The sequence below is a fragment of the Mesorhizobium sp. M1D.F.Ca.ET.231.01.1.1 genome (genome assembly GCF_003999155.2).
In the GTDB taxonomy this organism is placed as follows: Bacteria; Pseudomonadota; Alphaproteobacteria; order Rhizobiales; family Rhizobiaceae; genus Mesorhizobium.
In genome coordinates this window covers 188385-213514 of the sequence record NZ_RZOZ02000011.1, presented here as the reverse complement: position 1 = coordinate 213514, position 25130 = coordinate 188385, and the positions used below count along the sequence as shown (strand labels likewise).

21 protein-coding genes, 1 tRNA gene, 1 pseudogene and 1 riboswitch are annotated in these 25130 nt (G+C 64.7%); of the genes and pseudogenes, 13 read left to right on the top strand and 10 right to left on the bottom strand.

Going from position 1 to position 25130, the window contains the following annotated elements; genetic code table 11:
* Positions 1–56 precede the first annotated feature (56 nt).
* Positions 57–713, top strand: a complete 657-nt coding sequence (locus EN874_RS25695) for an O-methyltransferase (protein ID WP_127427723.1) — start codon at positions 57–59, stop codon at positions 711–713.
* Between the two features lie 127 nt (positions 714–840).
* Positions 841–1755, top strand: a pseudogene (locus EN874_RS25690) (MFS transporter); the annotation flags it as partial.
* Positions 1756–2160: 405 nt separating this feature from the next.
* Here the strand turns inward: EN874_RS25690 and EN874_RS25685 are convergent.
* Positions 2161–2820 (bottom strand): response regulator transcription factor, encoded by a 660-nt coding sequence (locus EN874_RS25685; protein ID WP_126085930.1) that lies wholly within the window; start codon positions 2818–2820, stop codon positions 2161–2163.
* Between the two features lie 163 nt (positions 2821–2983).
* Entirely contained in the window at positions 2984–3421 is a 438-nt protein-coding gene (locus tag EN874_RS25680) for a hypothetical protein (protein ID WP_127427722.1), read from the bottom strand.
* 114 nt (positions 3422–3535) lie between these two features.
* Between EN874_RS25680 and EN874_RS25675 the strand changes: the two genes are divergently transcribed.
* From EN874_RS25675 to EN874_RS25665, 3 genes are read left to right on the top strand one after another with little or no spacing between them, the layout of a single operon-like run.
* Positions 3536–3886 (top strand): DUF952 domain-containing protein, encoded by a 351-nt coding sequence (locus EN874_RS25675; protein ID WP_127427721.1) that lies wholly within the window; start codon positions 3536–3538, stop codon positions 3884–3886.
* On the top strand, positions 3883–4956 hold the full coding sequence (locus tag EN874_RS25670; RefSeq protein ID WP_127427720.1) for a quinone-dependent dihydroorotate dehydrogenase: 1074 nt from the start codon (positions 3883–3885) through the stop codon (positions 4954–4956). Before EN874_RS25675 ends, EN874_RS25670 begins: the two co-directional genes overlap by 4 nt.
* A 44-nt stretch (positions 4957–5000) precedes the next feature.
* Entirely contained in the window at positions 5001–5879 is an 879-nt protein-coding gene (locus EN874_RS25665) for a cysteine synthase family protein (protein WP_210236006.1), read from the top strand.
* A gap of 33 nt (positions 5880–5912) precedes the next feature.
* Here the strand turns inward: EN874_RS25665 and EN874_RS25660 are convergent, their stop codons facing one another.
* Complete coding sequence (locus EN874_RS25660) at positions 5913–7334, bottom strand: MATE family efflux transporter (RefSeq protein WP_168247601.1); 1422 nt, start codon at positions 7332–7334, stop codon at positions 5913–5915.
* A 123-nt stretch (positions 7335–7457) separates the two neighbouring features.
* Here EN874_RS25660 and EN874_RS25655 point away from each other — a divergent pair, with 123 nt between their 5' ends.
* Entirely contained in the window at positions 7458–8360 is a 903-nt protein-coding gene (locus EN874_RS25655; protein WP_127427719.1) for a histone deacetylase, read from the top strand.
* 11 nt (positions 8361–8371) lie between these two features.
* On the opposite strand, the gene EN874_RS25650 is transcribed toward EN874_RS25655, so the two are convergent.
* Entirely contained in the window at positions 8372–8635 is a 264-nt protein-coding gene (locus tag EN874_RS25650; RefSeq protein WP_127427718.1) for a DUF6460 domain-containing protein, read from the bottom strand.
* 142 nt (positions 8636–8777) lie between these two features.
* Here EN874_RS25650 and EN874_RS25645 point away from each other — a divergent pair.
* Positions 8778–8851: transfer RNA gene (locus EN874_RS25645), tRNA-Gly, on the top strand.
* Here the strand turns inward: EN874_RS25645 and EN874_RS25640 are convergent.
* The 3 genes from EN874_RS25640 to EN874_RS25630 form a co-directional block, all read right to left on the bottom strand.
* On the bottom strand, positions 8840–12175 hold the full coding sequence (locus EN874_RS25640; protein WP_127427717.1) for an AAA domain-containing protein: 3336 nt from the start codon (positions 12173–12175) through the stop codon (positions 8840–8842). The genes EN874_RS25645 and EN874_RS25640 overlap by 12 nt on opposite strands.
* A 409-nt stretch (positions 12176–12584) precedes the next feature.
* A complete protein-coding gene (locus EN874_RS25635; RefSeq protein ID WP_127427716.1) occupies positions 12585–12944 on the bottom strand; it encodes a protamine-2 (modular protein) in 360 nt (119 codons plus the stop codon).
* 105 nt (positions 12945–13049) lie between these two features.
* Positions 13050–14039 (bottom strand): LysR substrate-binding domain-containing protein, encoded by a 990-nt coding sequence (locus EN874_RS25630; RefSeq protein WP_127427715.1) that lies wholly within the window; start codon positions 14037–14039, stop codon positions 13050–13052.
* 292 nt (positions 14040–14331) lie between these two features.
* Between EN874_RS25630 and chvE the strand changes: the two genes are divergently transcribed.
* From chvE to araD1, 4 genes are all read left to right on the top strand, one after another.
* Positions 14332–15402: a multiple monosaccharide ABC transporter substrate-binding protein gene (chvE, locus tag EN874_RS25625; protein ID WP_127427714.1), complete on the top strand. Its 1071-nt coding sequence runs from the start codon at positions 14332–14334 to the stop codon at positions 15400–15402.
* A 188-nt stretch (positions 15403–15590) separates the two neighbouring features.
* The gene (gene mmsA, locus EN874_RS25620) at positions 15591–17126 is read left to right on the top strand and encodes a multiple monosaccharide ABC transporter ATP-binding protein (RefSeq protein ID WP_127427713.1); all 1536 of its coding nucleotides are present in this window, start codon (positions 15591–15593) and stop codon (positions 17124–17126) included.
* Positions 17123–18415: a multiple monosaccharide ABC transporter permease gene (gene mmsB, locus EN874_RS25615; protein WP_127427712.1), complete on the top strand. Its 1293-nt coding sequence runs from the start codon at positions 17123–17125 to the stop codon at positions 18413–18415. Before mmsA ends, mmsB begins: the two co-directional genes overlap by 4 nt.
* Before the next feature lie 207 nt (positions 18416–18622).
* Positions 18623–19612, top strand: a complete 990-nt coding sequence (gene araD1, locus EN874_RS25610; protein WP_127427711.1) for an AraD1 family protein — start codon at positions 18623–18625, stop codon at positions 19610–19612.
* 199 nt (positions 19613–19811) lie between these two features.
* Here the strand turns inward: araD1 and EN874_RS25605 are convergent, their stop codons facing one another.
* The gene (locus EN874_RS25605; RefSeq protein ID WP_127427710.1) at positions 19812–20579 is read right to left on the bottom strand and encodes an ABC transporter substrate-binding protein; all 768 of its coding nucleotides are present in this window, start codon (positions 20577–20579) and stop codon (positions 19812–19814) included.
* Positions 20580–20669: 90 nt separating this feature from the next.
* Positions 20670–21764 (bottom strand): 2'-deoxycytidine 5'-triphosphate deaminase, encoded by a 1095-nt coding sequence (locus tag EN874_RS25600; RefSeq protein ID WP_127427709.1) that lies wholly within the window; start codon positions 21762–21764, stop codon positions 20670–20672.
* 78 nt (positions 21765–21842) lie between these two features.
* Positions 21843–21920, top strand: a riboswitch (SAM riboswitch).
* A gap of 72 nt (positions 21921–21992) precedes the next feature.
* Here EN874_RS25600 and EN874_RS25595 point away from each other — a divergent pair.
* Complete coding sequence (locus EN874_RS25595; protein ID WP_127427708.1) at positions 21993–23180, top strand: O-succinylhomoserine sulfhydrylase; 1188 nt, start codon at positions 21993–21995, stop codon at positions 23178–23180.
* Positions 23181–23214: 34 nt separating this feature from the next.
* On the opposite strand, the gene EN874_RS25590 is transcribed toward EN874_RS25595, so the two are convergent.
* Positions 23215–24360: a ceramide glucosyltransferase gene (locus tag EN874_RS25590; RefSeq protein ID WP_127427707.1), complete on the bottom strand. Its 1146-nt coding sequence runs from the start codon at positions 24358–24360 to the stop codon at positions 23215–23217.
* 218 nt (positions 24361–24578) lie between these two features.
* On the opposite strand from EN874_RS25590, the gene apaG reads away from it, so the two are divergent.
* On the top strand, positions 24579–24971 hold the full coding sequence (gene apaG, locus EN874_RS25585; protein WP_124996092.1) for a Co2+/Mg2+ efflux protein ApaG: 393 nt from the start codon (positions 24579–24581) through the stop codon (positions 24969–24971).
* The last annotated feature ends 159 nt before the right edge of the window (positions 24972–25130 follow it).

The window sequence follows — 25130 nt, the reverse complement described above, 5'->3', positions numbered from 1 at the left end:
AAGGATTATTCGTATTTTTCGAGGCGACACAAGAAGACACCCTACCGGAGCCAATCATGACCACCCTGACCGGAACCCCGCTCGCGCCCCTGCTCACCCGCTTGTTCGAGGAAGCCGCCACGGCGACCAGCCCGGCGATAGCCCGGTACTCGGGCGAGGAACGGGCACGCCTGCTCGGCAGCAAGACCGAGTATCTCGATTTCTACGGCAACCTGAAGGATCTCTGGCTGGCAATCTCGCCCGAGACCGGCACGCTGCTCTACATGCTGGCGCGCAGCACGGGCGCGCGCATCATCGTCGAGTTCGGCACCTCGTTCGGCATCTCTACGCTCTATCTTGCCGCGGCGCTCAGGGACAATGGCGGCGGCCGCCTGATCACGACCGAGTTCGAGCCCTCCAAGGTGGTGCGCGCCAAGGCCAATCTCGCCGAAGGCGGCCTTCTCGACCTGGTCGATATCCGCGAGGGCGATGCGCTGGAGACGCTGGGCAAGGACCTGCCCGACCGCATAGACCTCCTGCTGCTCGACGGCGCCAAGGCGCTCTATCCGGAGATCCTCAGCCTGGTCGAGAGCCGGCTCAGGCCCGGCGCGCTGGTCATCGCCGACAATGCCGACTTCTCTCCGGAATATCTGGGGCGGGTGCGCTCGCCGGCATCAGGCTACATGTCGACGCCGTTCGGCGACGACGTGGAACTGTCGATGCGGCTCGGCTGAACCGCACAAAGCAAGCAGATCAACAACTCACGCCGCTCTTCGAACGGCCGTAGGCGTTCACGTCAGCCAACGCGCGATCCCGGCCCTTGGGCCCCGAGCCCCGGGCCTCTGACGCGTAGGTGACATCATGACCACAATTTCATCCTCCTGGCTCGGACTGCCGCGCCCGGCGCTGCTCGGCCTCTTCCTGTTCTTCTGCGCAGGCTTTGCCGACGGCGCGCTGGTGCCGTTCTTTCCGCTCTGGGCAAGCAGCGAAGCGGACATTCCCATCGGCGCGATCGGGCTGCTGTTCGGCTGCTATGCCGGCGGCGAACTGATCGCAGCGCCGCTGATCGGCGGCATTGCCGATCGGGTTGGCCGGCGGCCGGTGCTGATCCTGTCGTCGCTCGGTGTGGGGTGCGGCTTCCTCGCCCTGTTCTTCCTCCACGGCGTTGCGGCCACCGCGATCGTGCTCATTGTGACCGGCATGTGCGAGTCGGTGCTCCATCCGACCATCCTCACCGCGATCGCCGATGTGACCGAGCCGTCAGCGCATCCGCGCTGGTTCGGCATGGCGCGCGTCAGCTCGAGCGCGGGGCAGATCCTCGGACCGGCCTGCGGCGCGCTGCTTGCGCTGCTGTCGCTCAGCACCGTGTTTCTCGCCGCCGGCGGCATGCTGATTCTGGGCGGTGTCGTGATGCTGGCGGCGCTTGGCGAGACGATCGGCAGCGGACGCGCCGGCGACCGGCAGGAGGAGGAGGAAGAGGAGGAAGGCCTGTCGGCGCTGCTGCCGGCCTTGTGCGACGGCCGCCTGGCGAAGCTGCTCCTCTGGGTCGTGCTGTTCGAGATTTCCGGCAACTGGATCGAGGCCGTCATCCCACTCTACGCGCGGGACGCCGGCACGCTTTCCCCATCCGGCGTCGGCGCGCTGTTTGCCTATGCGGCTGCTTTGACCGTGGGCTTGCAGATGCTGGTGAGCCGTTTTGCCGAGGCGCGATCGGCGCTTTGGCTGACGGCCGGCGCAGGCCTCTCGACCATCGCCGCCTTTGTCCTGCTCATGGCCTCGCCGGCAACCCTCTCGCTGATTGCCGCGGTCAGCCTGTGCTCGATGGCGCAGATGCTGGTCGGCCGCTGGTGCCGACCGCCGCCAACGCACTCGCGCCCGCGGCGCGGCGCGCCTCCTATATGGCGGCTTCGTCGGTGGCGGTGGATCTCAAGGATTCGCTCGGACCTTCGATCGGCACCGCGCTCTATGCGCTCGCGCCCCGGCTGCCCTGGGCCGCCGGCATTCCGCTGGTGGCCATCGCGTCTGTCGGACTGGGCGTGGCGATCGGCAGGGCGCGTCAGGTTTCCGGCCCGGCCACAGCGGAGGCGTGCTTCGATGCAGAGGTCGCCAGGCCGGAGACACCCGCGGCCTGGTCGACAGGCCCGGCGATGGAGGAATACTCTTGAAACAGCAGGGCGGCGATCAGGCGACCGGCTGCAGCGGGTCGCCGCCGATCTTGGAAAGCTGGATGACCGCCTGCGTGCGGCTGTCAACGCCGAGCTTTTGCAATATGGCCGAGACATGCGCCTTGATGGTGGCCTCGGAGACGCCGAGCTCATAGGCGATCTGCTTGTTGAGCAACCCTTCGGCCAGCATGCCGAGCACCCGCGTCTGCTGCGGGGTCAGCGCCTGCAGCCGCTTGATCAGGTCCGAGATTTCCGGATCGCGCTCGACGCCGAGCTCGATGCCGGCAGGTGCTGCGATATCGCCGGCAAGCACGGCCTGCACGGCGGCGCGAATTTCCTCCATGCTTGCCGATTTGGAGATGAAGCCGGAAGCGCCGAGATCGAGCGCGCGGCGGATGGTGACGAGATCATCATGCGCCGACACCACCACCAGCGGCACCGATTGGTGGATGCCGCGCAGCGAGATCAGGCCCGACAGGCCACTGGCGCCGGGCATCGACAGGTCGAGCAGCACCATGTCGATATCCTCATTGGCCATGACCAGCGCCTTGGCGCCTTCGAAATCGCCGGCCTCATAGATGGCGGCGACGTCGCCGATGCCGGCAAGCGCCTCCTTCAGCGCACCGCGAAAAAGCGGATGGTCGTCGGCAATGACGAAGGTGTGGCCCGACGGCAAATATTCCTCCCCGATCCCATCGCTGATTTGTCTGCTTCTTGCGGGATCGGGACGATTATGCGGCGGCGCGGCGCGTTTTCAAGCGGCAAAGACCGCTCTTGCTCCCTGTTTTAACCAATTTCGGAGGGAAAACCGCTTCGCGCTTTGCTGCAATGCTCGTGGCTCACGTCTTTTGCGGGTCAGGCTTCACGCCGCCGCCGCCGTTTTCCTTGTCCATATCCTTGACGATGTCCATGAAGCTGCGGAAGAAGCGCTCCATGTAGCTCATCGTCTTGTTGAAATCCTCCTCGCTGGGCAGTTGGGATTCCAGCCGGGCGGAGAGCGAATCCTCAAGCTTGGCGACGCGCTCATCCAGCGCCTTCACCGAACCCTGCAGCCGGTCGATCTCGTCCTGGAAGGCCGCACGCTCGTCGGCCGCCATCTTGCAGACGAGCTGGCCGGAGCGCTCCTCGCAGATCGACATCGCGCCGGTCTGGGTGTCCATGCGCACATAGCCGTTGGCCGATTTTTCGAGCCGATAGCGATCGGTCTCCTCGGAATAGGCCGATGCGGCGACCAGCGAGCAGAGCGCCGCCGGGATCAGGATGTGCTGCAGACGCATGTTGTTTATCCTCCATGAGCCGTTGAGCCAAGAATATCACAGGTTTGCGCCTGAAATGGGGAAGAGTTCGCGGGCACCCTTTCCCCCATGGTTCGTTCAGACTATAGCGCGACAATGTCTCAGATTATCTACAAGATCGCGCCTGAAGCCATGTGGCGCGAAGCGGAGCGGAGCGGCCGTTTCACCGGAGCGCCGGTCGACATCGCCGACGGCTTCATCCACTTCTCCACCGCTGCGCAAGTGCGCGAGACGGCGGCCAGGCATTTCGCCGGGCAGACGGACCTCATTCTGATCGCGATCGACGAAGCAAAGCTGGGCGATGCGCTGAGATACGAAGTCTCGCGCGGCGGCGCCTTGTTCCCGCATCTCTACGCCGCGCTCGACCTCGATGCGGTCGTCTCTGTGTGGCCACTGCCGCTCGGCGCGGATGGCTCGCATCGATTTCCGAAACTGGAGGGCGAATGAGCGTGCTCGACCGGATCGGCCAGAAACTGCTTTTCTCCCTCGATCCGGAAACCGCGCACGGCCTTTCCATAGCGGCGCTGCGCTGCGGCCTGCCGGTCGCCTCGCCCGCCCCCCGCGACGCGCGGCTCAAGGTCAGCCTTTGCGGCCTCGATTTCCCGAACCCGCTCGGCATGGCGGCCGGTTACGACAAGAATGCCGAAGTGCCGGATGCGCTGCTCAAGCTCGGCTTCGGCTTCGCCGAGGTCGGCACGATCACGCCGCTGCCGCAGGCGGGCAATCCAAAACCGCGTATCTTTCGCTTGACCGCGGACAATGCGGTGATCAACCGCCTCGGTTTCAACAATGAAGGACACGCAGCCGCCGAAAGGCGCCTCGCCGCGCGCAAGGGACGTGACGGCATTGTCGGCGTCAACATCGGCGCCAACAAGGACAGCGCCGACCGCGTCGGCGACTATGAGCGCGGCGTCGCCCGCTTCGCGCCTCACGCCAGCTATCTCACCGTCAACATCTCATCGCCCAACACGCCGGGCCTGCGCAACATGCAGGCGCGCGAGCATCTCGCCGAGCTTCTGTCGCGCGTGATGGCGGCGCGCGCGAAGGCGTCGGCGCAACCGCCCGTCTTCCTCAAGATCGCGCCGGACCTCGTCGAGGCGGAACTGGAAGACATTGCCGCCGAAGTTGCCGAGAAGAAGATCGACGGGATCATCGTTTCCAACACCACGCTGTCGCGGGCCGGGTTGCGCAGCGCAAGCTTGGCGGGCGAAGCCGGCGGGCTGTCGGGCAAGCCGCTTTTCGAGCGCTCGACGGCGGTGCTCGCCCGCATGCGCAAGCTGCTCGGCCCCAAAATGGCGATCATCGGGGTCGGGGGAGTGGACTCGGCGGAAACCGCGCTGGAAAAGATCCGCGCCGGCGCCGATCTCGTCCAGCTCTACACCGGCATGATCTATACGGGACCGGCGCTGCCTGGACGCATCGTTGCCGGGATGGCGCGGTTCGCGGATCGGGAACGACTCAAATCCATCGGAGACCTGCGCGACACCACCTGCGCAGAATGGTACAAACGACTCTGACGGGCCCACACGAAACCAGCCCCACGAAACCGGGGAGACAGACAATGGCCGAGGTTCTGAACTCCGTCGTGGATTCGATCGGCGGAACTCCATTGGTCCGGCTCGACAGGCTGACGGCGCGGGCGGGCATCAAGGGCGAAATCCTCGCCAAGCTGGAGTATCTCAACCCGGGCTTTTCGAAGAAGGATCGCGCGGCGCTTGGAATAATCGAGGAAGCCGAAAGATCCGGAGCCATCAAACCGGGACAAACGGTGGTCGAGCTTACCTCCGGAAACATGGGCACGGGCCTCGCGATCGTCTGTGCGGTCAGGGGCTACCCATTCGTCGCGGTGATGTCGAAGGGCAACTCTGAAGAGCGCGCGCGAATGATGACGGCGCTCGGCGCGGAAGTGATTCTCGTGGACCAACTGCCGGGGTCGGTGCCGGGGCAGGTGTCGGGTGGCGATCTGGCGCTCGTCGAGCAGACCGCCAGGGCGGTGACGACGGAACGAGGCGCATTTCGCGGCGATCAGTTCCACCGCGACGGGAACTGGCTTGCGCATTATCACGGGACCGGACCGGAAATCTGGGACGCCAGCCATGGCACCGTCGACGCATTCGTCGACTTCGTCGGCTCGGGCGGAACCTATGCGGGGATAGCGAGGGCGCTCAAGGAACGCAATTTCCTGATCAAGTGCTTCATCGTCGAGCCCAGGGGCGCCGCCGCCATCGCGGGAGAACCCATCACCCAATCCGAACATCCCATTCAAGGCGGCGGCTATGCCATGCCGGATCTGGCGTTCCTGCGCAACGTGCCGGTCGATGGCTATCTTCAGGTTTCCGGCGGTGAGCACGTGAGGCCACGCGCCTGCTCGCGCGCAGCGAAGGCATCTTCGGCGGCTTCTCCTCCGGAGCGAATGTGGCCGCAGCATTGCGCCTTCTAGACGGCGATCAATCAGGCAAGACGATAGCCGTCGTCATTTGCGACTCCGGACTGAAGTACCTGTCGACCGACCTCTGGAACTGAGAGGCAACGCCGGCCCCCTGTCCGCGACGAAAGCGCTAAAAAGCCGTCCGCACCCGAGCCTCAGCACCGCGAGCAGGCTCAAACCCCGCACCAGCAGGAAGACGTGAAGTGCTGCCCACAGGCCGCTGTTGCCGAAGGCCGGCGCCAGCGTGATCAAAGCGGCGCTGAAGGCGAGGAACGACAGCAGCATCATGTTGCGCATATCGCGCGACCAAGTGGCGCCGATGAAGACGCCGTCCATCTGGAAGGCGAGCACGCCGCTCAGCGCCGTGAAGGCGGCCCAGGGCAGATAGGTGTCGGCGGCATGGCGCACATCCGCCGAGGTCGTCACCAGCGCCACCAGATTGGCGCCGGCCGTGAGCAGCACCAGGGTCGCAATGCCGGCAAGGCCGAAGCCCCAGATCAGCGTCAGCCGCACGGCCTGGCGGAAGGGGGTGGCCGCCTGCGCGCCAATCGCGCGGCCGGTGAGTTGCTCGGCGGCGGTGGCGAAGCCGTCGAGGAAATAGCCGGCGACGAGAAAGAAATTCATCAGCACGGCGTTGGCGGCGAGCGTCACCGTGCCGAACTGCGCGCCCTGCCTGGTGAACAGCGCGAAAGCGGCAAGCAGCGAGAAGGACCGGATCATGATGTCGCGGTTGAGCGACAGCATGTGCCGATAGGCCGGCAGGTCGAGGATACGCCGGCGCGACGGCCGCTCCAGCTTGCGGAAGCGGCTGAGCACGACGGCAAGGCCGAGCAGCATCGCCAGGAATTCGCCGGTGACGGTCGCCCAGGCGACGCCGGCCACGCCCCAGCCGAGCTCGAGGCCGAGCAGGAAACAGAGCAGAATGTTGATGCCGTTGAGGACGGCTTGCAGCATCAGCCCGAGCCCGCCCTCGCCGCGGCCCAGCACGTAGCCCAGAATGGCGTAGTTGATGAGCGAGAAGGGCGCCGCCAGCAGCCGGATGCGGATATAAGTGCCCATCGCCTCACTAACGCGCGGCTCGGCGCCCATGAACCATTGTCCGGCTAGGGCAACCAATGGCGCCAATGCCGCAAACACGACGCCGGCGACGAGCGCGATCAGCACGGCACGCCAGAGGACGGCCTGTTCCTCCAGCGGATCGCCGCGCCCGAAAGCCTGGGCGACGAGGCCGGTGGTGCCGGAGCGCAGGAAGTTGAAGGTGGTGAAGACGACGTCGAACACCAGCGCTCCGGCGGCCAGGCCGCCGAGCAGGGCAGCATCGCCGAACTGCCCGACCACCGCGGTGTCGACGATGCCGAGCAGCGGCGTCGTCAGATAGGCAAGCGTCATCGGCACGGCAATCGCCAGCACCGAGCGGTTGGTGACGATGAAGGACCTGGCGTTGATGTGGGTCGCACCCTTGTCCAAGGATTGCTGCCTTGTTCATTGCGGCTTGATCGAAGAGCCGATGTGCCCCAGTTTGCCGGTGCCGCGCAATCGCCAACCCGTGGCGGCCAACCGAATTCCAGCTCTGGCGCAGGCCGCCCCATCATGGCTTTGCAGATCGTCCACCACCCCGACTACGACGCCGGCTTCGCCGTCAACCACCGCTTTCCGATGAGCAAATATCCATTGCTTATGGAGGCCTTGCGCAGCCGTGGCCTGACCGTTTCGGAAGCGCTTTCGATGCCGGAACCGGCTCCGGCTGTGTGGCTCAAACTTGCGCATGCGGCCGACTATGTCGACCAGGTGCTGGCCTGCGAGGTGCCTGAAAAAATCGAGCGTGAGATCGGTTTCCCGGTCGGCCGGCGCGTGTCGCTGAGGGCCCAGCTTGCCACCGCGGGCTCGGTGCTGGCGGCGCGGCTGGCGCTGAGGCACGGCATTGCCTGCAACGCCGCCGGCGGCAGCCATCATGCCCGGCGCGCGCAAGGCGCCGGCTTCTGCACCTTCAACGACGTGGCCGTCGCCTCGCTGGCGCTGCTTGACGAGCGCGCAGTCGAAAACGTCCTGGTCGTCGATCTCGACGTGCACCAGGGCGACGGCACGGCGGACATACTGAAGGATGAGCCCCGCGCCTTCACCTTCTCCATGCATGGCGAGCGCAACTATCCGCTGCGCAAGATCGCTTCCGACCTCGACATCGCGCTGCCCGACGGCACCGGCGACGCCGCCTATCTCGATCGCCTCCGCGCCATTCTTCCGGAGCTTTGCGCAATACGGCGCTGGGACATCGTCTTCTACAATGCCGGCGTGGATGTCCACGCCGGCGACAGGCTTGGTCGGCTGGCGCTCTCCGACGACGGCCTGCGCAGCCGCGAGACGATGGTCATCAGCCATTTCCGCATGGCCGGCATTCCGCTGTGCGGCGTCATCGGCGGCGGCTATTCGACCGACGTGCCGGCATTGGCCGCACGCCACGCCATTCTGTTCGAGGTCGCAGCCGCCTATGCCTGACGCTCGCCAGGCTACTTCCTGTAGCTGGCGATCCTGAGCAGGATGAAGGCCGGCACGACGATCGCGGCACCAAGCAGGATATAGCCCAGGAAGCGGTCGATGGCATGGAAGCCGAGGTTCCACAGATCGACGAAGAACTGGCGGATGCCATAGAGCACATCCATCGGGCTCCAGCCGAAGGCGTGCATGACGAGGCCGACGAGGAAGGAAACCACCAGCAGCTTCACGAGCACCCTGAGTGGCGTATCGCCGAGGAAGCGTGTCAGTGCGGACAAGGCCGTTCTCCGGTTCAAGCTGCCCGATTCGGCAGCGCGACTTCAGAAATACGCACTCGATTGTTCAGCATCAAGCAGCGCGGCGCCGATGCAGCTTTGCCGATTGCTAGAGGCCCGGCCATCATGGTAACGAGGCTGCTGCGCGGGTATGATGTAATGGTAGCCTGTCAGCTTCCCAAGCTGAACGCGCGGGTTCGATTCCCGCTACCCGCTCCAAGCATTCGTCTGTTCCCGCGATCCCTCGCGCTCGGGCTTCTCGCGAAGGGCCTCGACTTCCTTCCAGGCGTTGCCCACATGGATCGCGGCATCCTTGCCGCGATAGAGGAACGAGACCTCGTGCCGCTGGAAATCACTGTTGCGATCGCGACGAGCAGACAGCCAGTTGAAGGAACCCTCGACGATCCAGCTTTCATCGACCGTCAAGGTCTTGTTGTGGGCGCCGTTCAGGGCCCACACATCGGCTCCGCTCGCGCGCAGGATGTCGATTGCCATGACGGTCCTGGGCAACAGACGGCGATCATCGCCGCAGTTGAGATAGTGATCATAGGCGACGACGATGCGGGGGCCGCCTCGACGCGATAGCAGCAGGGATGCCAGGTCGTCCGCCTCGATAGCCTTGTCCGACAGGTAGGGCGACACGACAAGGACGCGTTCGTTGGCTTCGCCGATGGCCCGGCGCAGCACATCGCGATGGGCTTCGAGGTCGTTGAGACGTTCCAGCTCCGAGCGCCCTTCCTTCTGCACGATCGGGCTGACGGGCTCGATATCGGTGATCTCGTTCTCCGGGGCGGCGAAGAGGTAGGCCCCAAGCAGGCCGGACGGCAGCGCCCGCTGTTCCGGCCGAAACAGCCTGATGTCGCCGAAGACCAGGAAGCTTTCTTTCGCGCGGGATACGGCGACGTTGAGCATCGAAACGCCGCGGTCGAAGAACATGCCGGCGGAATGGCCGGCGCTGTAGACCGGCGAGAACAGGATCACGTCTTTTTCCGCGCCTTGCAACGCGTGGACAGTGCCCACGGTGATGTTCTCGTCGCCAAGGCCTGCATTCTTCAGCTCTCGGCGTAACATCGCGATCTGGGCGCGGAAGGGCGTCACGATGGCGACTATGTCGCCCAGCTTCTTGGCTCGGTGATGGCTGAGGAGTTCTGCCCTCCGGTGGCCCAGCCAGTCGGCGATGACGCCCGCCTCGTCGGCGTTGGTCCAGCTCAGGCCTGCGCGCGCGGCGCTGCCGGGCACATGGGCGTAGCCCAGCGGAGGCAAGGGGTAGTCGCCGTCGGGACGCATCGGCTTGAGGGCGCCGCGATAGGCAAGCTCGTTGCAGTAGGCGATGACGGCGGCGCGACACCGCCAATGTTCCTCGAGGAAGAGTCCCCGGTGCGGCGGTGCGGCGAAGGCTGTTGCCGCTTGCGCCATCGCCATCACGGAACCTTCCGAGGCCAGCATGCCGCCGTGCTCCAGCAGGGGCTTCTCCTTGTCCAAGCCCCACTTGGCCAGATTGCCGAAATCGGTATCCGTATCGATGCTCCAGACGGGTTCGAGCTGCTGCGTGTCCCCCACTACCAACGCCCTGCGGGCAAAGGCGAACAACGCGCCGCCGACCTGCGGCGACACTTGCCCCGCCTCGTCGACGATCAGCAGGTCGATGAAGCCGATCAGCGGCTGGTTGGCGCCATCGAAGTAGTCTAACAGACGCGGCGCGGTGTAAGCGGTCGACACCAGGCAGGGCGTCAGCTTGGCGAACCGCCGCCAGCGCCGCTCGCACATGTCCCGGCTGCGGCCGGTGAAGGTCTTGTCGTTGCGGGCGAGCGCCTCCGCCGTTTCGATCAGCCAGCGGCCCTCCCAGTAGCGGGCGGCGAGATGGAACAGTTCGGGACGGACAATCGTATCGAGCCCGGCCTCGGCGCGCTCCGGCACCTCGGCGATCTCGTCGAGGGCGGTGGCCGGCAGAAGGGACTTCAACGAGGCCATCCATCCCTCCCAGCCGGCGACAATGTCCTCCCTGGCGGCGATGGCAGCTTCACGCGCCCTGGCCGCGTCATCCAGCCAACGGCGCAAGGCCGGTGCGTTCAGAACCGTCTCCCACTTCCAGGCCGGATCGGCCAATCCCTTGAAGTCCAGGAAGGAGTGCGCGCGCGCCCATAGCCGCCTCTTCACCGGCGGCAGCCAGGACAGGAGCGACTCGATGAGAGAACCCTGAATCAGCCGCAGGGCCTCATGGCTGTGACGCTTGAAATCCTGCAGCCCTTCCCGCTCCCTGGCGGCTTCTGCCTGCAGCCGCTCGATGTCGTGCCGGGTCGGCAGCGCGCCGCCGGACGAAAGGGCGAGAAGGTCGCGATGCCGGCCGCATGCGGCCCTCAGAGCTTCGACCTTGGCCGACAGGGCTGCTCGCAGGGTTTCGACCGCCTGCGCCATGTCGGCAGGCTGGCGCCCCGACCAGAGGGCGAACCGGGATTGCCAATAAGACATCGCGCGATTGACATAGGCTGCATTCTCCATGCGCCCCGGCAGCCCCTTCCAAGGCTGCCCATGCGTCTTGCACCACGCGAAGGCAAGCTCGTCCTTGATGCCTTTCTCGGCCTCCGAGATCGAGGGCAGGTAGAGTCCGTACTGGCCGAAGTCCGGCAACCAACGCTCGGCCAGCGGCAATCCGGCCAGCGGATGCGTCTTCGGCAGCGTCGCGCGCGCGAATGTGTCGAGAATGTTGGTGATGGCCCTGTTGTTGGTGGAGCTGGCCAGGATGACGGGCGGCTCGCCGTTGCGTTCCAGCGCGCGCTCCACCCACAAGGACGCGACGAGGCTCTGGATGAAGGTGGTCTTTCCGGTGCCGGGCGGACCGTTGACCGCCACGATCTCGCCGTCGACGGCCGCCAGCGCGGCGCCAAGCGACTGGCGCTGGCTGCGATTGAGGGGGAAGCAGCCGCCCATCTGTCCGAGATGCCGGCGCGCCGCCGCATCGTCGCCCCCGACGGTGGCGGTGACGTCGCGTGCTGGCTGCGGTGCCGCGAGGCGGGCAAGCAATGGCGGAGCGTCATCGTCCCTGCGGTTGATCAGAAACTCGTAAACGTTTCGGATTGGCCCGCTCGTATCGGGAGGCGCGGAACCATGGGCGACGAACGCGCCCAGGTCCACATGCCGCGCCGGCACCCAATTGCCGGGATCGCCGCCGAAAAGGCTGGAGAACATCTCGGCGACATAGGTCCAGAACTCCGGCCAGCCGGCATCTTTCGGCGGGAGAGGATTGCGGCTGCGGTATTCGTCTTCCGCCGCAACCGAGGAGAATGTCTGCGTTCCGGACGCCAGCGGCGCGAGCACGGCCCGGTCCGCGATGATCGGATCCGTCTGCTCGCCGGGAAGAGACAGCACGCCATCCCGGTCGACATTGACGCACAGCCACAATGGCACCCGAGTCCGCTTCGCGGCCATGAAGGCGGCCGAATGCTCGCGCTCCGGCTCAAGCACCAGCAAGGCCACGAGCACTTCGATGGAAGTCAGTTCCTCCCGTTCCCTGGTGGAAAGGCCGGCCTCCGCGTCCCGCCACACTGCCTCAAGCGTTTCCGGTCCAAGCCGACCTGCAGCCAGTTCGGCGCGCGGGCACGGATGGAGTGCCAGGGACTCGGGATCGACATGCCGGATGCCGTCAAGAAGAGCGGCGCGCCAGTATCGCAGCAGGGCACGCAAGGATATGGTGATGGTGAATCCCCCGGATGACTGGAAGCGAACAACTGGCGCTCATGATAGCCCGTGCCTGGCAGCAATGACGTGATGGGCCGAGCAAAAAGGGATAATGCCACACGACTTGTTGCCGGGCTATGCCGGCACAAGTCTACGCTGCAGTCCCGTCCTCTACCTCCAATCCTTCAACAACCAGAGGACAAAGGGCCTTGCATATCTGTGCAAGACCCAAATCCGGCATCCGCCCGGTGAGCGCAGGTTGTCGACGGATATCGCCTCAGAGCCAGAAGCCGATCCAGACGCGGCGGCGCCAGCAGCGGACATGACGCCGACCATAGCGCCAGTAGCGGCGGCAGACCCTTCTCCAAACCCGCCGGCGGCGGCGACGGCGGTAATAGCGATCGCGGTAGTAACGATCGCGGTAGTAACGACGGCGGCGATAATAGTACTGAACCGGCTGCAGCAGATCTTCCTGGTCATCCTCATCGTAGATGGCCGGATCCGGCTTGTCCAACTCATCGAGAATTCCGTTGCCCTTGGGGGCGCCGGCAACCGCCTTGCCCGGTCCGGCCAGGCTTGCAAGCGCCGCTGCCCCCGCAACGCCAAGCATCCCAGTCAGAAACAACCGACGTTCCATCGAGACCTCCCGAGCTATTTGAGCATCGGCGGCCGTTCCCTCACCCGCAACAGGCTCCGGCGAGCCGCCGATCCGGTTGAACGCACAGGTAGCATTCTCGTTCCATTACCCCACTTCGCGCAGTATGAAGTCGTGCAGCATCTTGGCGGCGGGCGAAAGCACGCGGTTCTTGACCGTGATCAGGCTGTAAGGCCTGACCTCGATGTCGAATTCGGTCTGCACCACGTCAATCGCTCCCGCCAGCCCGTCGGCGCTCTGGATGAACTTGGCGACCTGGACAGAAACGGGGGCGATGGCGTCGGATTGCGCCACCATCACCAGCGTCAAGAGCAGCGAAGAGGTGTTGAGGATACGGTCGGGAAGCGGGATGTCGCGGTTCAGGAAATTGCTTTCCATCGCCTGGCGCAGCGGCGAGCCCCCGGACTGGAAGACCCAGTCATAGGCCGCCGTCTCCTCCAAGCCGACCATCCTGCCGCTGGCAAGCGGATGGCCGCGGCGCACGATCAGGCAGGCCTTCTCGATGCCGATGACGCGCGATTCGAACAGCCGCGGATTGAGGTCGTCGGGAATGCGGGCGATGATGAAGTCGTGGCGGGAGGCTATCAGCTCGCGGGCGAGCACGTTCGAGGTCTCGACCTGCATGGTGATCTCGATGCGCGGGTAGATGCGGCGGATCTCGCGAATCGCCGGCACGGCTAGCTCGATCGCCGGCGCGGTCACGGCGCCGAGGAACACCGAGCCGCCCTTGCCCGCCTTGAGTTCGGAAATCTCGCGGTCGGCTTCGCGCATCTCGAGCAGGATCGAGCGGGCGCGCCTGGCGAGCGCCTGTCCGTAAGGGGTGAGCGTGATGCCGCGCGGCAGCCGCTCGCACAATTTCACGTCGAGCACCGCCTCCATCTCGGCGATCATGCGCGAGGCGGCCGGCTGGGAGATGTTCATGACCTGGGCGGCGGCGCTCACCCGTCCGTGATCGTCGAGGGCGGCGATCATGCGCATATGGCGCAAGCTCAAACCGCTGCGCAGGAGTGTTTCCCCGTCGCCGGGGAGTTTTTCGTAACTTACTGGAATCGCACCAGGATCGCGCAACGCCGCCATGATTTCCCAGCCTCTCCGCCAGTTCTCTGCCGCATGCTAAACCATACCAGTTTCGGTATAGCAACCAACAAAGATCGCATTTGACAGTTATGTCAAAGGAACCCACCCTTCGCGCGTTCCGAGGCGCAACGATCGGCAACGAGCAAGATCGTATCGATTGAAACTGCGTCGCGGAGCCGATTGGGAGGATACCGGAGATCGATAAAGCCGACAGAGGCGCGCTTGCGCTCCTGCTCGACTGCGCGGCCCGCGAAGCCCCGAGGTGTCGCGTCCATCAACCAGGGAGAGTAATGTGAAGATCATCAAGACGCTGGCCGCCATCGCGGCCCTTGGCATTGCCGCCACGACCTATTCGGCGCACGCAGCCGACAAGGGTCTCGTCGGCGTGCTGATGCCGACCAAGACCTCGCAGCGCTGGATCAATGACGGCGACGCCGTCAAGTCCCAGCTCGAGGCGCTCGGCTACACCGTCGACCTGCAGTACGCGCAGGACGACATCCCGAACCAGCTCAGCCAGTTGGAAAACGAAATCACCAAGGGCCCGAAGGCGCTGATCATCGCCTCGATCGACGGCACCACGATGGCCGACGCGCTGCAGAAGGCCAACGATGCCGGCGTCGTCACCGTCGCCTATGACCGTCTGATCAAGAAGACCCCGAATGTCGACTACTACACCACCTTCGACAATTTCGGCGTCGGCGTGATCCAGGCGAATTCCCTGGTCAAGGGCCTCAAGGAGCGCTTCCCGAACACCAAGCCGTGGAACGTCGAACTGTTCGGCGGCTCGCCCGACGACAACAACGCCTTCTTCTTCTACAACGGCGCGATGTCGGTCCTGCAGCCGCTGATCGACGACGGCTCGATCAAGATCAAGTCCGGCCAGACCGGCATGGACAAGGTCGGCACGCTGCGCTGGCTGGCCGCCACGGCGCAGGCTCGCATGGACAACCTGCTCTCGGCCAACTACTCGGACGGCAGCCGCGTCGATGGCGTTCTGTCGCCTTATGACGGCCTGTCGCGCGGCATCACCGCCTCGCTGCGCGCCGTCGGCTACGGCACCGATGCCCAGCCCTGGCCGATCGTGACCGGCCAGGATGCCGAGACCGCCTCGGTCAAGCTGATCATCTCGGGCGAGCAGTATTCGACGGTGTTCAAGGACACCCGCGAGCTGGCCAAGGCCACCGTGCAGCTGGTCGACAAGGTGCTCTCCGGCGGCAAGCCCGACGGGCTCGACGAGAAGACCTACAACAACGACGTCAAGGTCGTTCCCTCGATCCTTTTGACGCCGCATGAGGTCGACAAGTCGAACTACCAGGCGCAGGTCGTCGACTCCGGCTACATCAAGGCCGACGAGCTGAAGTAATCCGGCTTGGAAAACGAGGGGTCCTGCGCCACGCAGGGCCCCTTTTCGTTCAGATGCGACCCCGGTATTGTTTTTGCCGGCTTCTGCAGCGCCATGCGCCGTCACGCACATAGAAGCTGTAGTATGTTGATTTCGCGCATGACACTTTCCCGAAACGGAAAACATGCGCCCAGGGAGCGGAATTCCTGATGACCTCGACGATTTTGGAGATGCGCGACATCACCAAGACGTTCCCCGGCGTGAAGGCGCTGTCGAACGTCAACCTCAGCGTCGAGGAAGGCGAGATCCACGCCATCGTCGGCGAGAACGGCGCCGGCAAATCGACGCTCATGAAAGTGCTGTCGGGCGTCTATCCGTCCGGTACCTATGAAGGCCAGATCGTCTTTCGCGGCCAGGAATGCCATTTCAAGGGCATCCATGACAGCGAGCATATCGGCATCGTCATCATCCACCAGGAGCTTGCCCTGGTGCCGATGCTGTCGATCGCGGAAAACATCTTCCTCGGCAACGAGCACGCCACCTATGGCGTCATCGACTGGAACGCCAACGAGAAGCGCACCGGCGCCCTGCTCCAGAAAGTCGGCCTGAAGGAAGACCCCAAGACACTGATCACCAATATCGGCGTCGGCAAGCAGCAGCTGGTCGAGATCGCCAAGGCGCTGAGCAAGGAAGTCAAGCTCCTGATCCTCGACGAGCCGACCGCCTCGCTCAGCGAAAAGGACAGCCAGGCGCTGCTCGATCTGCTGCTCGAGTTCAAGCGCCAGGGCATGACCTCGATCCTGATCTCGCACAAGCTCAACGAGGTGAACCGCGTCGCCGACAAGGTGACGGTGATCCGCGACGGGCGCACCATCGAGACCCTGCCCAGGAAAGACATCAGCGAGGACCGCATCATCACCTCGATGGTCGGCCGCTCGCTGGACGACCGTTATCCGCCGCGCGAGCCGCAGATCGGCGAGGTCGTCTTCGAGGTCAAGGACTGGTCGGTCTACCACCCGATCCACGCCGAGCGGCAGGTGATCAAGAACGTCAACCTCAACGTGCGCAAGGGCGAGGTGGTCGGCATCGCGGGGCTGATGGGCGCCGGCCGCACCGAATTCGCGATGAGCCTGTTCGGCCGCTCCTACGGCCGGCACATCACCGGCGAGGTTTTGCTCGAAGGCAAGCCGATCGACCTTTCGTCGGTGAGCAAGGCGGTGCAAAACCGCATCGCCTATGTCACCGAGGACCGCAAGACCTACGGCCTCAACCTCATCGACCACATCAAGCACAATGTGACTTTAGCCAATTTGGGAGGCGTCTCCAGCCGCGGCGTCATCGACGACATGCGCGAGATGAGCGTCGCCAACGACTACCGCAAGAAGACCAACATCCGCGCCTCCAGCGTCTATCAGCTGACCGGCAATCTCTCGGGCGGCAACCAGCAGAAGGTGGTGCTGTCGAAATGGCTGTTCGCCGATCCCGAAGTGCTGATCCTGGACGAGCCGACGCGCGGTATTGACGTCGGCGCCAAGTACGAAATCTACACGATCATCGCCCGCCTCGCCGCCGAAGGCAAAGCGATCATCGTCATCTCGTCGGAAATGCCGGAACTGCTCGGCATCACCGACCGCATCTATGTCATGAACGAAGGGCGTATCGTCGGCGAAATGGCGGCAAGCGATGCCAGCCAGGAAAAAATCATGCGCGCCATCGTTCGGGGAGAAGGAAAAAAAGCATCATGAGCACAGAAAGCGCTCCCGCGCCGCAAAGCGGCGCCGCCGAGGACGTCAAGCATGGTCCGCGCATCGCCGTTTCGGCGCTGACGACAAATCTGCGCGAATACGGCCTGATCATCGCGCTGATCGTCATCATGCTGTTCTTCCAGTACACGACGTCGGGAACGCTGTTCAAACCGGTCAACCTCTCGAACCTGGTGCAGCAGAACTCGTTCATCATCGTGATGGCGCTCGGCATGCTTCTGGTGATCGTCGCCGGCTATATCGATCTCAGCGTGGGATCGGTCGCAGGCTTCATCGGCGCTCTTGCGGCGATGATGATGGTCATCTGGCCGCTTGGGATATTCAGCAATCCGCTCGTGGTCTCGATCGTGTGCCTGATCGTCGGCGCCCTTATCGGCGCCGCGCAAGGCTACTGGATCGCCTACCACCGGATACCGAGCTTCATCGTGACGCTGGCGGGCATGCTGATCTTCCGCGGCATCTGCCAGGCCCTGCTTGGCGGCGGCTCCTCGGTCGGCCCGCTTCCCGACAGCTTCAAGGCGCTGAGCTCCGGCTTCATCCCGGACGTCATCGGCCCGCTGACGCTGATCCCGCCGACGGTGAACGCCGCCGGCAAGACCATCGTCGGCAGCGGGCTGACGCTGCACATGACGACGATCGTGCTCGGCCTGGTCGCCGTGCTTGCCTATGCCTATTTCGGGCTAAGGGCCCGCCGCAAGCGCGAGCGGCATGGCTATGAGGCCGAGCCCTTCCCGCTTTTCGTCGTCAAGACGCTGGTGGGCAGCGCATTGGCGCTGTTCCTGGTGTTCCAGTTCGCCAGCTACCGGGGCCTGCCGGTGGTGCTTCTGGTGATGGGCGTGCTGATCTCGCTGTTCGTTTTCGTCACCAAGCGCATGACGATCGGCCGCCGCATCTATGCGATGGGCGGCAACGCCAAGGCGGCGCAGCTGTCCGGCATCAATACCGAAAGGCTGACGCTGCTCGTCTTCATCAACATGGGCGTGCTGTCGGCGCTCGGCGGCCTGATCATCGCGGCCCGCCTCGGCCAGGCGGTGCCGGCGGCCGGCCTCGGCAGCGAGCTCGACGTGATCGCCGCCGTCTTCATCGGCGGCGCCTCGGCGATGGGCGGCGTCGGACAGGTCATCGGCGCCGTGGTCGGCGGCTTCATCATGGGTGTCATGAACAACGGCATGTCGATCATGGGCGTCAATGTCGACTGGCAGCAGGTGGTCAAGGGCCTGGTGCTGCTCGGCGCGGTCATCTTCGACGTCTACAACAAGAACAAGGCTTAACGGCTGAAGACAAGGACTAAGGAGGCATACGGGTTCTAGATCGCGGAGCTGCCGGCAACCCGTCGGCGCGAAGAAGTCCCGAAAGGACCAGGCCCGCGAGCGCAATCCGGCGCAGGAGTTTCAACCGTGGCACGGATCGGTTCCGGGCCGCGCGGTCAGGGTTTGCCGCCGGCAGCCGGGCCAAGGCAAAAGAGAGAGGGTTTCATCATGCTGATTTCCCAGATCCTCGACGACGCCGAGACGATCCGGGTCGTTGCCCGCAGCGGCGGCAAGACCCGGATCATCAACGGCGCGCGCAGCGTCTATTCGCTGGCGATGGAGGCCGCCCGCACGGGTATCGGTCTCGAAGCCCTGATCGAGCGCAAGGGCTACGGCGAGACGGTCGATCTCGATGCCGCCTACAAGAAGGGGCGGCTGGTGTCGCCGATCAACCATCCGGACCCGGCGCATTTGCACCTCACCGGCACGGGCTTGACCCATCTCGGCTCGGCCGCGACGCGCGATTCCATGCACAAGAAGCTCAGCGACGGCGAAGAGCAGCTCACCGATTCCATGAAGATGTTTCGCATGGGGCTGGAAGGCGGCAAGCCACCAAAGGGCCAGATCGGCGTGCAACCGGAGTGGTTCTACAAGGGCAACGGCACCATGGCGGTGGCGCCGGGTGCTGCGCTGATGTCGCCCGCCTTCGCGCAGGACGCCGGCGAGGAGCCGGAGATCGCCGGCATCTATGTGATCGGCGACGACGGCGCGCCGTTCCGTGTCGGCTTCACGCTGTCCAACGAGTTTTCGGACCACGTGACCGAGCGGGTCAACTACCTGTTCCTCGCCCACTCCAAGCTGCGCAACGCGTCGTTCGGGCCGGAGATCCTGATCGGCGACCTGCCCGCCGACATCAGGGGCTCATCGCGCATCTGGCGCGACGGCAAGGTGCTTTGGGAAAAGCCGTTCCTGTCGGGCGAGGCGAACATGTCGCACACCATCGCCAATCTCGAGCATCACCACTTCAAATATTCGGCGTTCCGCCAGCCCGGCGACGTGCATGTGCACATGTTCGGCACCGCGACGCTCTCCTTCGCCGACGGCATCAAGACCGAGGCCGGCGACGTGTTCGAGATCGAGGCCAAGGATTTCGGCCTGCCGCTGCGCAATCCGCTGGAGATCGAAAAGCCGGTGAAAGTGGCCGTGAAGGCGCTTTGAGGTGAAAGCGTGATCTCCCCCCTCGTGGGGGAGATGGCCGGCAGGCCAGAGGGGGGCGCTGTCCCGCCAGCGTTCGCAATCCAGCCGGCTCTGCCTGCGGACTGTCTTCTTGGCTACAGTAGAGGTTGGCGATCCTTCGCGCCCCCCTCTGCCCTGCCGGGCATCTCCCCCACAAGGGGGGAGATTGGCAGCTTCAACCTCAATAAATATCGAAGTCGAAATATTTCGCCTGGATCTTCTTGTAGGTGCCGTCGGCAACGATGGCATCGATGGCCGCGTTCAGCTTGTCGCGCAGCGCGGTGTCCTCCAGGCGCACGGCGATGCCGGCCTCAGTCTCGGTGCCCTTGACGTCGCCGACCAGCTTGCAGCAGCCGTCGCTCGCCTTCTTCAGCCAGTCGACCAGCACGAACTTGTCCGAAATGACGGCGTCGAGCCGGCCGTTCTGGAGATCGGTGATCGCCTCTTCCTGGGTCGGATAAAGCTTCGCCTCGGCGCCGGCCTTGCCATATTTGTCCTGGGCATAGTCGGCCTGGGTGGTCGAGGCCTGGGCGCCGACGGTCTTGCCGGCGAGCGCCGCCGGCTCGGTGGAGGCGATGTCGCTGTCCTTGAGCGCCACCAGCGCAAGCGGCGTCGTATAGTATTTGTGGGTGAAGGCGACCTGCTTCTTGCGCTCCTCGGTGATGCTCATCGAGGCGATGATGGCGTCGAACTTCTTGGCCTGGAGGGCCGGAATGATGCCGTCCCAATCCTGGGTGACGATCTCGCACTCGACCTTCATCTGGGCGCAAAGCGCATTGGCGATGTCGATGTCGAAGCCCTCAACCTTGCCGTCCGGCGTTATGGTGTTGAAGGGCGGATAGGCGCCCTCGGTGCCGATCTTGATCTTTTCCGCCGCGATCGCGGAACCGGCGCCAAGCGCCAACATGGCGGCGACTGTCGCCGATACGATCCATCTGGTTATCTGCATTTTTTGTCTCCCTCAGTCAGGCGTCTAGATTGGTGAGGCGCAGCCAAGCATGGCGCGCCCAGCCGGGCAAGCGGTGTCTGACGTGAACTGTCAGCGCGCGGCGCGGAAATGCTTAGAGAGCTTAAGCCCCTGCGCCTGGTAGTTCGAGCCGAGGTCGCTGCCATAGAGCGCCTGCGGGCGCTTGAGCATATGCTCGTAGACAAGGCGTCCGACGATCTGGCCGTGGTCGAGGATGAAGGGCACCTCATGGCTGCGCACCTCGAGCACCGCCCGGCTGCCGCTGCCGCCAGCGGCGGAGTGGCCGAAACCGGGATCGAAGAAGCCGGCATAGTGGACGCGGAACTCGCCGACCAGCGGGTCGAACGGCGTCATCTCGGCGGCATAGAGCGGCGGCACATGCACGGCTTCGCGCGAGACCAGGATGTAGAACTCGTCCGGATCGAGCACCAATTCGCCGGCGCCGCTCTTGTAGAGAGGCTCCCAGAAGTCGACGACATCCTGCGCGGCGCGCTTGTCGACGTCGACGAGGCCGGTGTGGTGCTTGCCGCGATAGCCGACCAGGCCGTCCTTGTCGCCGTCGAGATCGATCGACAGTGCTATCCCGCCGCCGGAGATGTTGGGTGGCTCGGTGGCGACCAGCATCTCGGCATGGTGGAGATCGCGCAATTCGCGCTCCGACAAAAGCGCATTGCCGGTGCGGAAGCGTATCTGCGACAGGCGCGAGCCGGCGCGCACGACGATCGGGAAGGTGCGCGGGCTGACTTCGAGATAGAGCGGACCATGATAGCCGGCCGCGATCTTGTCGAACTCGTGGCCGCGGTCGGTCATGACGCGCGTGAAAATGTCCAGCCGTCCGGTCGAGCTCTTCGGATTGGCCGAAGCCGACACGTTTGAAGGCAGCGCCAGGCTTTCCAGCAGCGGCACGATATAGACGCAGCCCGTCTCCAACACCGCGCCCTCGGCGAGATTGATCTCGTGCAACTTCAGCCGGTCGAGCTTGTCGGCCACCAGGTGATCGGGACCGGGCAGGAAGGAGGCGCGCACGCGGAAAGCCTTGTCGCCCAGCCTCAGATCGAGGCTGGCCGGCTGAATCTGATTGGTATCGAGCACGCGCGGCGACTTCAGCGCGCCCGCCTCAAACAGCGCCGCGATGTCCTGATCCGGAAGAATGCCTGTCTGCCGCAAAGGCTGGCTCCGTTCCAACTGGTACAAACCTCTTAATCAAGCCGGCAATTGACGCAAGCGCGGTGCGGGTCTAAAGGGTCGTTATCCCGTGGTGATTTGGCCGGTCGGCTTGCAGCCACGTTAAACAAGTCGCTAAAGGACCGCTGGCCGCAAGGCCGTATGGACCGGTTGCGACATCGCGGCCGGTTTTTTTGTGTTTGGATGTTCTTTGCGAGTGGAATTAGGGCGATGACGAAGACGCGCAACTGGAAACCTCAGACGGCACTCGTGCATGGCGGGACGCTGCGTTCCGGCTTCGGCGAGACCGCCGAGGCAATGTACCTCACCCAGGGCTATGTCTATGAGACGGCGCAAGCCGCGGAAGCCCGTTTCAAGGGCGAGGAGCCGGGCTTCATCTATTCGCGCTACGCCAATCCGACCGTGGACATGTTCGAAAAGCGCATGTGCGCGCTGGAAGGCGCCGAAGATGCCCGCGCCACCGCTTCCGGCATGGCGGCGGTCAGCGCAGCGCTTCTGTGCAGCGTCAAGGCCGGCGACCATATCGTTGCCGCGCGGGCGCTGTTCGGCTCCTGCCGTTGGGTGGTCGAGACGCTGGCGCCGCGCTACGGCATCCAGGCGACGCTGATCGACGGCACCGACATCGCCAATTGGGAAAAGGCGGTCAGACCGAACACCAAGCTGTTCTTCCTGGAGAGCCCGACCAACCCGACGCTGGAAGTGGTCGACATCGCCGCCGTCGCCGCTTTAGCCAACTCGATCGGCGCGCGCGTGATCGTCGACAATGTCTTCGCCACGCCGCTGCAGCAGAAGCCCTTGCAGCTCGGCGCCCATATCGTTGTCTATTCGGCGACCAAGCATATCGACGGACAGGGCCGCTGCCTCGGCGGCGTCATCCTGTCGGACAAGAAATGGATCGACGAGAACCTGCACGACTATTTCCGCCACACCGGCCCGAGCCTGTCGCCCTTCAACGCCTGGACGCTGCTCAAGGGCCTGGAGACGCTGCCGCTGCGGGTGCGCCAGCAGACGGAAAGCGCCGGCAAGATCGCCGACTTCCTGGCCGACAGGCCGGAGATCGCCCGCGTCATCTATCCGGGCCGCGCCGACCATCCGCAGGCGGATGTCGTCAGGAAGCAGATGTCTGGCGGCTCGACGCTGATCTGCCTCGACGTCAAGGGCGGCAAGCAGGCGGCGTTCGCCTTCCAGAACGCGCTCGACATCGTGCTGATCTCCAACAATCTCGGCGACGCCAAGAGCCTGATCACCCATCCGGCGACCACGACGCACAAGAACCTGAGCGACGAGGCGCGCGCCGAACTCGGCATCGGGCCTGGCACGCTGCGTCTGTCCGTGGGGCTTGAGGACACCGACGATCTGCTGGCCGACATCGAAGAGGCGCTAAAGGCGGCGAAGTAGCGGCAGCAAAGAGCGGCCTTGAGCCGCAGCCGGCTCAGGCAATCTCTTCGAGTTCGGTCATCTCCCCGGTGCGGATCGTCATGGCGTTGCCGCGCCATTCGACGACACCGCCCAGCCAGCCGCGCGCCCAGATGGTGGGGAGCATCGCATCGCGAACGATCATTGCGGTCACGCTGCGCGGCGACAGGTACCAGCCCTTGGACCAGGCAAGCAGGCATTCCGGCACATAAGCGATCGCCAGCACGCAAAGCGCGGTCGTAGGCAGGCTGGCGCCGGCACCTGCCGCCGCGATCAGCGCGAAATTGAGCGGCACGACCATCCCGGTCAGGATCTCGGGCGCGAAGAACAATGGGAAGGTGACGCGGCGCAGCCGAGCCCAGCGCGCCTGGCGCGACCAGATCTCGGCGAGCGTGCGCTGGCCGAGCGGCTGCTCGAAGGGCGAGGCCACGAGATTGACCCGTAGGCCCAGGCCGTTGACCAGCTTGGTCGCCGCCGCATCCTCGGCGATCTCGGCGGCCAAAGCCTGGATGCCGCCATGGGCATCGAGCATCGGCTTGTTCCACAGCATGCTCTTGCCCTGGGCGAAGCCAAGGCCGAGCGCCTCGCCGGCATATTGCCAGCGCGCCTGCAGCGTGTTGAGGAAGGCGCATTCGACTTCGGCCCAAAAACCGTCCGGCCGCGAGCCGACCGGTGTCGAGCAGACGAGACCGGTGTCCGGCCGCCAGGCCGCCATCAGATGCTGGACATAGTCCTTGGGCATCAACACGTTGGAATCGGCAAGGATCACCCAATCGTGCCGGGCCGCCTGCCAGCCCTTGACGCAGTTGTTGAGCTTGGGATTGGCGCTGATCCTGTCATCGCCGACGAGCAGCCTCGCCGGAACCTTGGGGAAGCGCGCGATCGCGGCATTGATCAGTCCGACCACGGGATCGTTGGCATGGGCGACGCAGAAGATCAGCTCATAGCGGGGCCAGTCGAGCGAGAAGGCGCGGTCGAGCGTCTCCCCGGTGAACGGCTCGACGCCCCGCGACGGAACGACGATGGAGACCGGCGGCTGGTTGCCGGAGGACGCAGGTATGACGCGACGCGCCTTCAGCCGCGAGGAAGCGAACAGAATGCTGGCGAAGTTGGAAAGAACAAGGGCTGACGAGGCAAAGGCGGCTGCGAGAGTCAGTTCCATCGAGATCTGGTCACTCCGGAAAGGCCGCCCGCGGCGTTTCATCAGTCGACGGAGCGCCCGAGTCGCCCACACGGTTTGTGCACACCAACATTGTCATGTGTCACTTAAATGACATTGTTTGTCGGCACGTGCGGTGGAAAGCCGGCAGGATGGACGGCGCTAGCGTAACAACCGCGAAGCGCGACAAATGCTCCCAGCGGCGGCAACCGGAGTGGCACATGTATCGCGCCGTCACGCGCAACATCGAAGTGCAGGTCAGGCCGTTCTACCTGGAGGACCGTTCGGACCCGTCCGAGAACCGCTATGTTTGGGGCTACCAGGTGACGATCGACAACCGTTCGGACGAGTTCGTGCAGCTTCTGTCGCGCTACTGGCACATCACCGACGGACGCGGACGCGTCGAGGAAGTGCGCGGCGCGGGCGTCGTCGGCGACCAGCCGGAGCTCAATCCCGGCGACAGCTACCAGTACACGTCGGGATGCCCGCTCTCGACGCCGTCCGGCATCATGGTCGGCCACTACACGATGCGCAATGGGCGCGGCGAGACGTTCGACGTCGCCATCCCCGCCTTCTCCCTCGACATGCCGGGGACGAGGCGCACGGTGAACTAAGGGCGAAATCCTACGCGGCAGCCTCTTTCTCCCCGTTTACGGACCGTTTACGGGGAGAAATGCCCGGCAGGGCAATGAGGGGCGGCGCCAGGTTTGAGATTTTCTTTCGCACAAAGCGAGGGCGCTTGCATGGCCAACGCCGGCGCTGCCCCTCATCCG

What these genes read in the sequence shown, in the direction of transcription:
- mmsB (WP_127427712.1), top strand. Translation starts at nt 17,123, where the DNA reads ATGAGCACAGAAAGCGCTCCCGCGCCGCAAAGCGGCGCCGCCGAGGAC.
- EN874_RS25655 (WP_127427719.1), top strand. Translation starts at nt 7,458, where the DNA reads ATGGCTTTGCAGATCGTCCACCACCCCGACTACGACGCCGGCTTCGCC.
- mmsA (WP_127427713.1), top strand. Translation starts at nt 15,591, where the DNA reads ATGACCTCGACGATTTTGGAGATGCGCGACATCACCAAGACGTTCCCC.
- EN874_RS25670 (WP_127427720.1), top strand. Translation starts at nt 3,883, where the DNA reads ATGAGCGTGCTCGACCGGATCGGCCAGAAACTGCTTTTCTCCCTCGAT.
- EN874_RS25595 (WP_127427708.1), top strand. Translation starts at nt 21,993, where the DNA reads ATGACGAAGACGCGCAACTGGAAACCTCAGACGGCACTCGTGCATGGC.
- EN874_RS25630 (WP_127427715.1), bottom strand. Translation starts at nt 14,039, where the DNA reads ATGGCGGCGTTGCGCGATCCTGGTGCGATTCCAGTAAGTTACGAAAAA.
- EN874_RS25605 (WP_127427710.1), bottom strand. Translation starts at nt 20,579, where the DNA reads ATGCAGATAACCAGATGGATCGTATCGGCGACAGTCGCCGCCATGTTG.
- araD1 (WP_127427711.1), top strand. Translation starts at nt 18,623, where the DNA reads ATGCTGATTTCCCAGATCCTCGACGACGCCGAGACGATCCGGGTCGTT.
- EN874_RS25680 (WP_127427722.1), bottom strand. Translation starts at nt 3,421, where the DNA reads ATGCGTCTGCAGCACATCCTGATCCCGGCGGCGCTCTGCTCGCTGGTC.
- EN874_RS25635 (WP_127427716.1), bottom strand. Translation starts at nt 12,944, where the DNA reads ATGGAACGTCGGTTGTTTCTGACTGGGATGCTTGGCGTTGCGGGGGCA.
- EN874_RS25665 (WP_210236006.1), top strand. Translation starts at nt 5,001, where the DNA reads ATGGCCGAGGTTCTGAACTCCGTCGTGGATTCGATCGGCGGAACTCCA.
- apaG (WP_124996092.1), top strand. Translation starts at nt 24,579, where the DNA reads ATGTATCGCGCCGTCACGCGCAACATCGAAGTGCAGGTCAGGCCGTTC.
- EN874_RS25675 (WP_127427721.1), top strand. Translation starts at nt 3,536, where the DNA reads ATGTCTCAGATTATCTACAAGATCGCGCCTGAAGCCATGTGGCGCGAA.
- EN874_RS25695 (WP_127427723.1), top strand. Translation starts at nt 57, where the DNA reads ATGACCACCCTGACCGGAACCCCGCTCGCGCCCCTGCTCACCCGCTTG.
- EN874_RS25590 (WP_127427707.1), bottom strand. Translation starts at nt 24,360, where the DNA reads ATGGAACTGACTCTCGCAGCCGCCTTTGCCTCGTCAGCCCTTGTTCTT.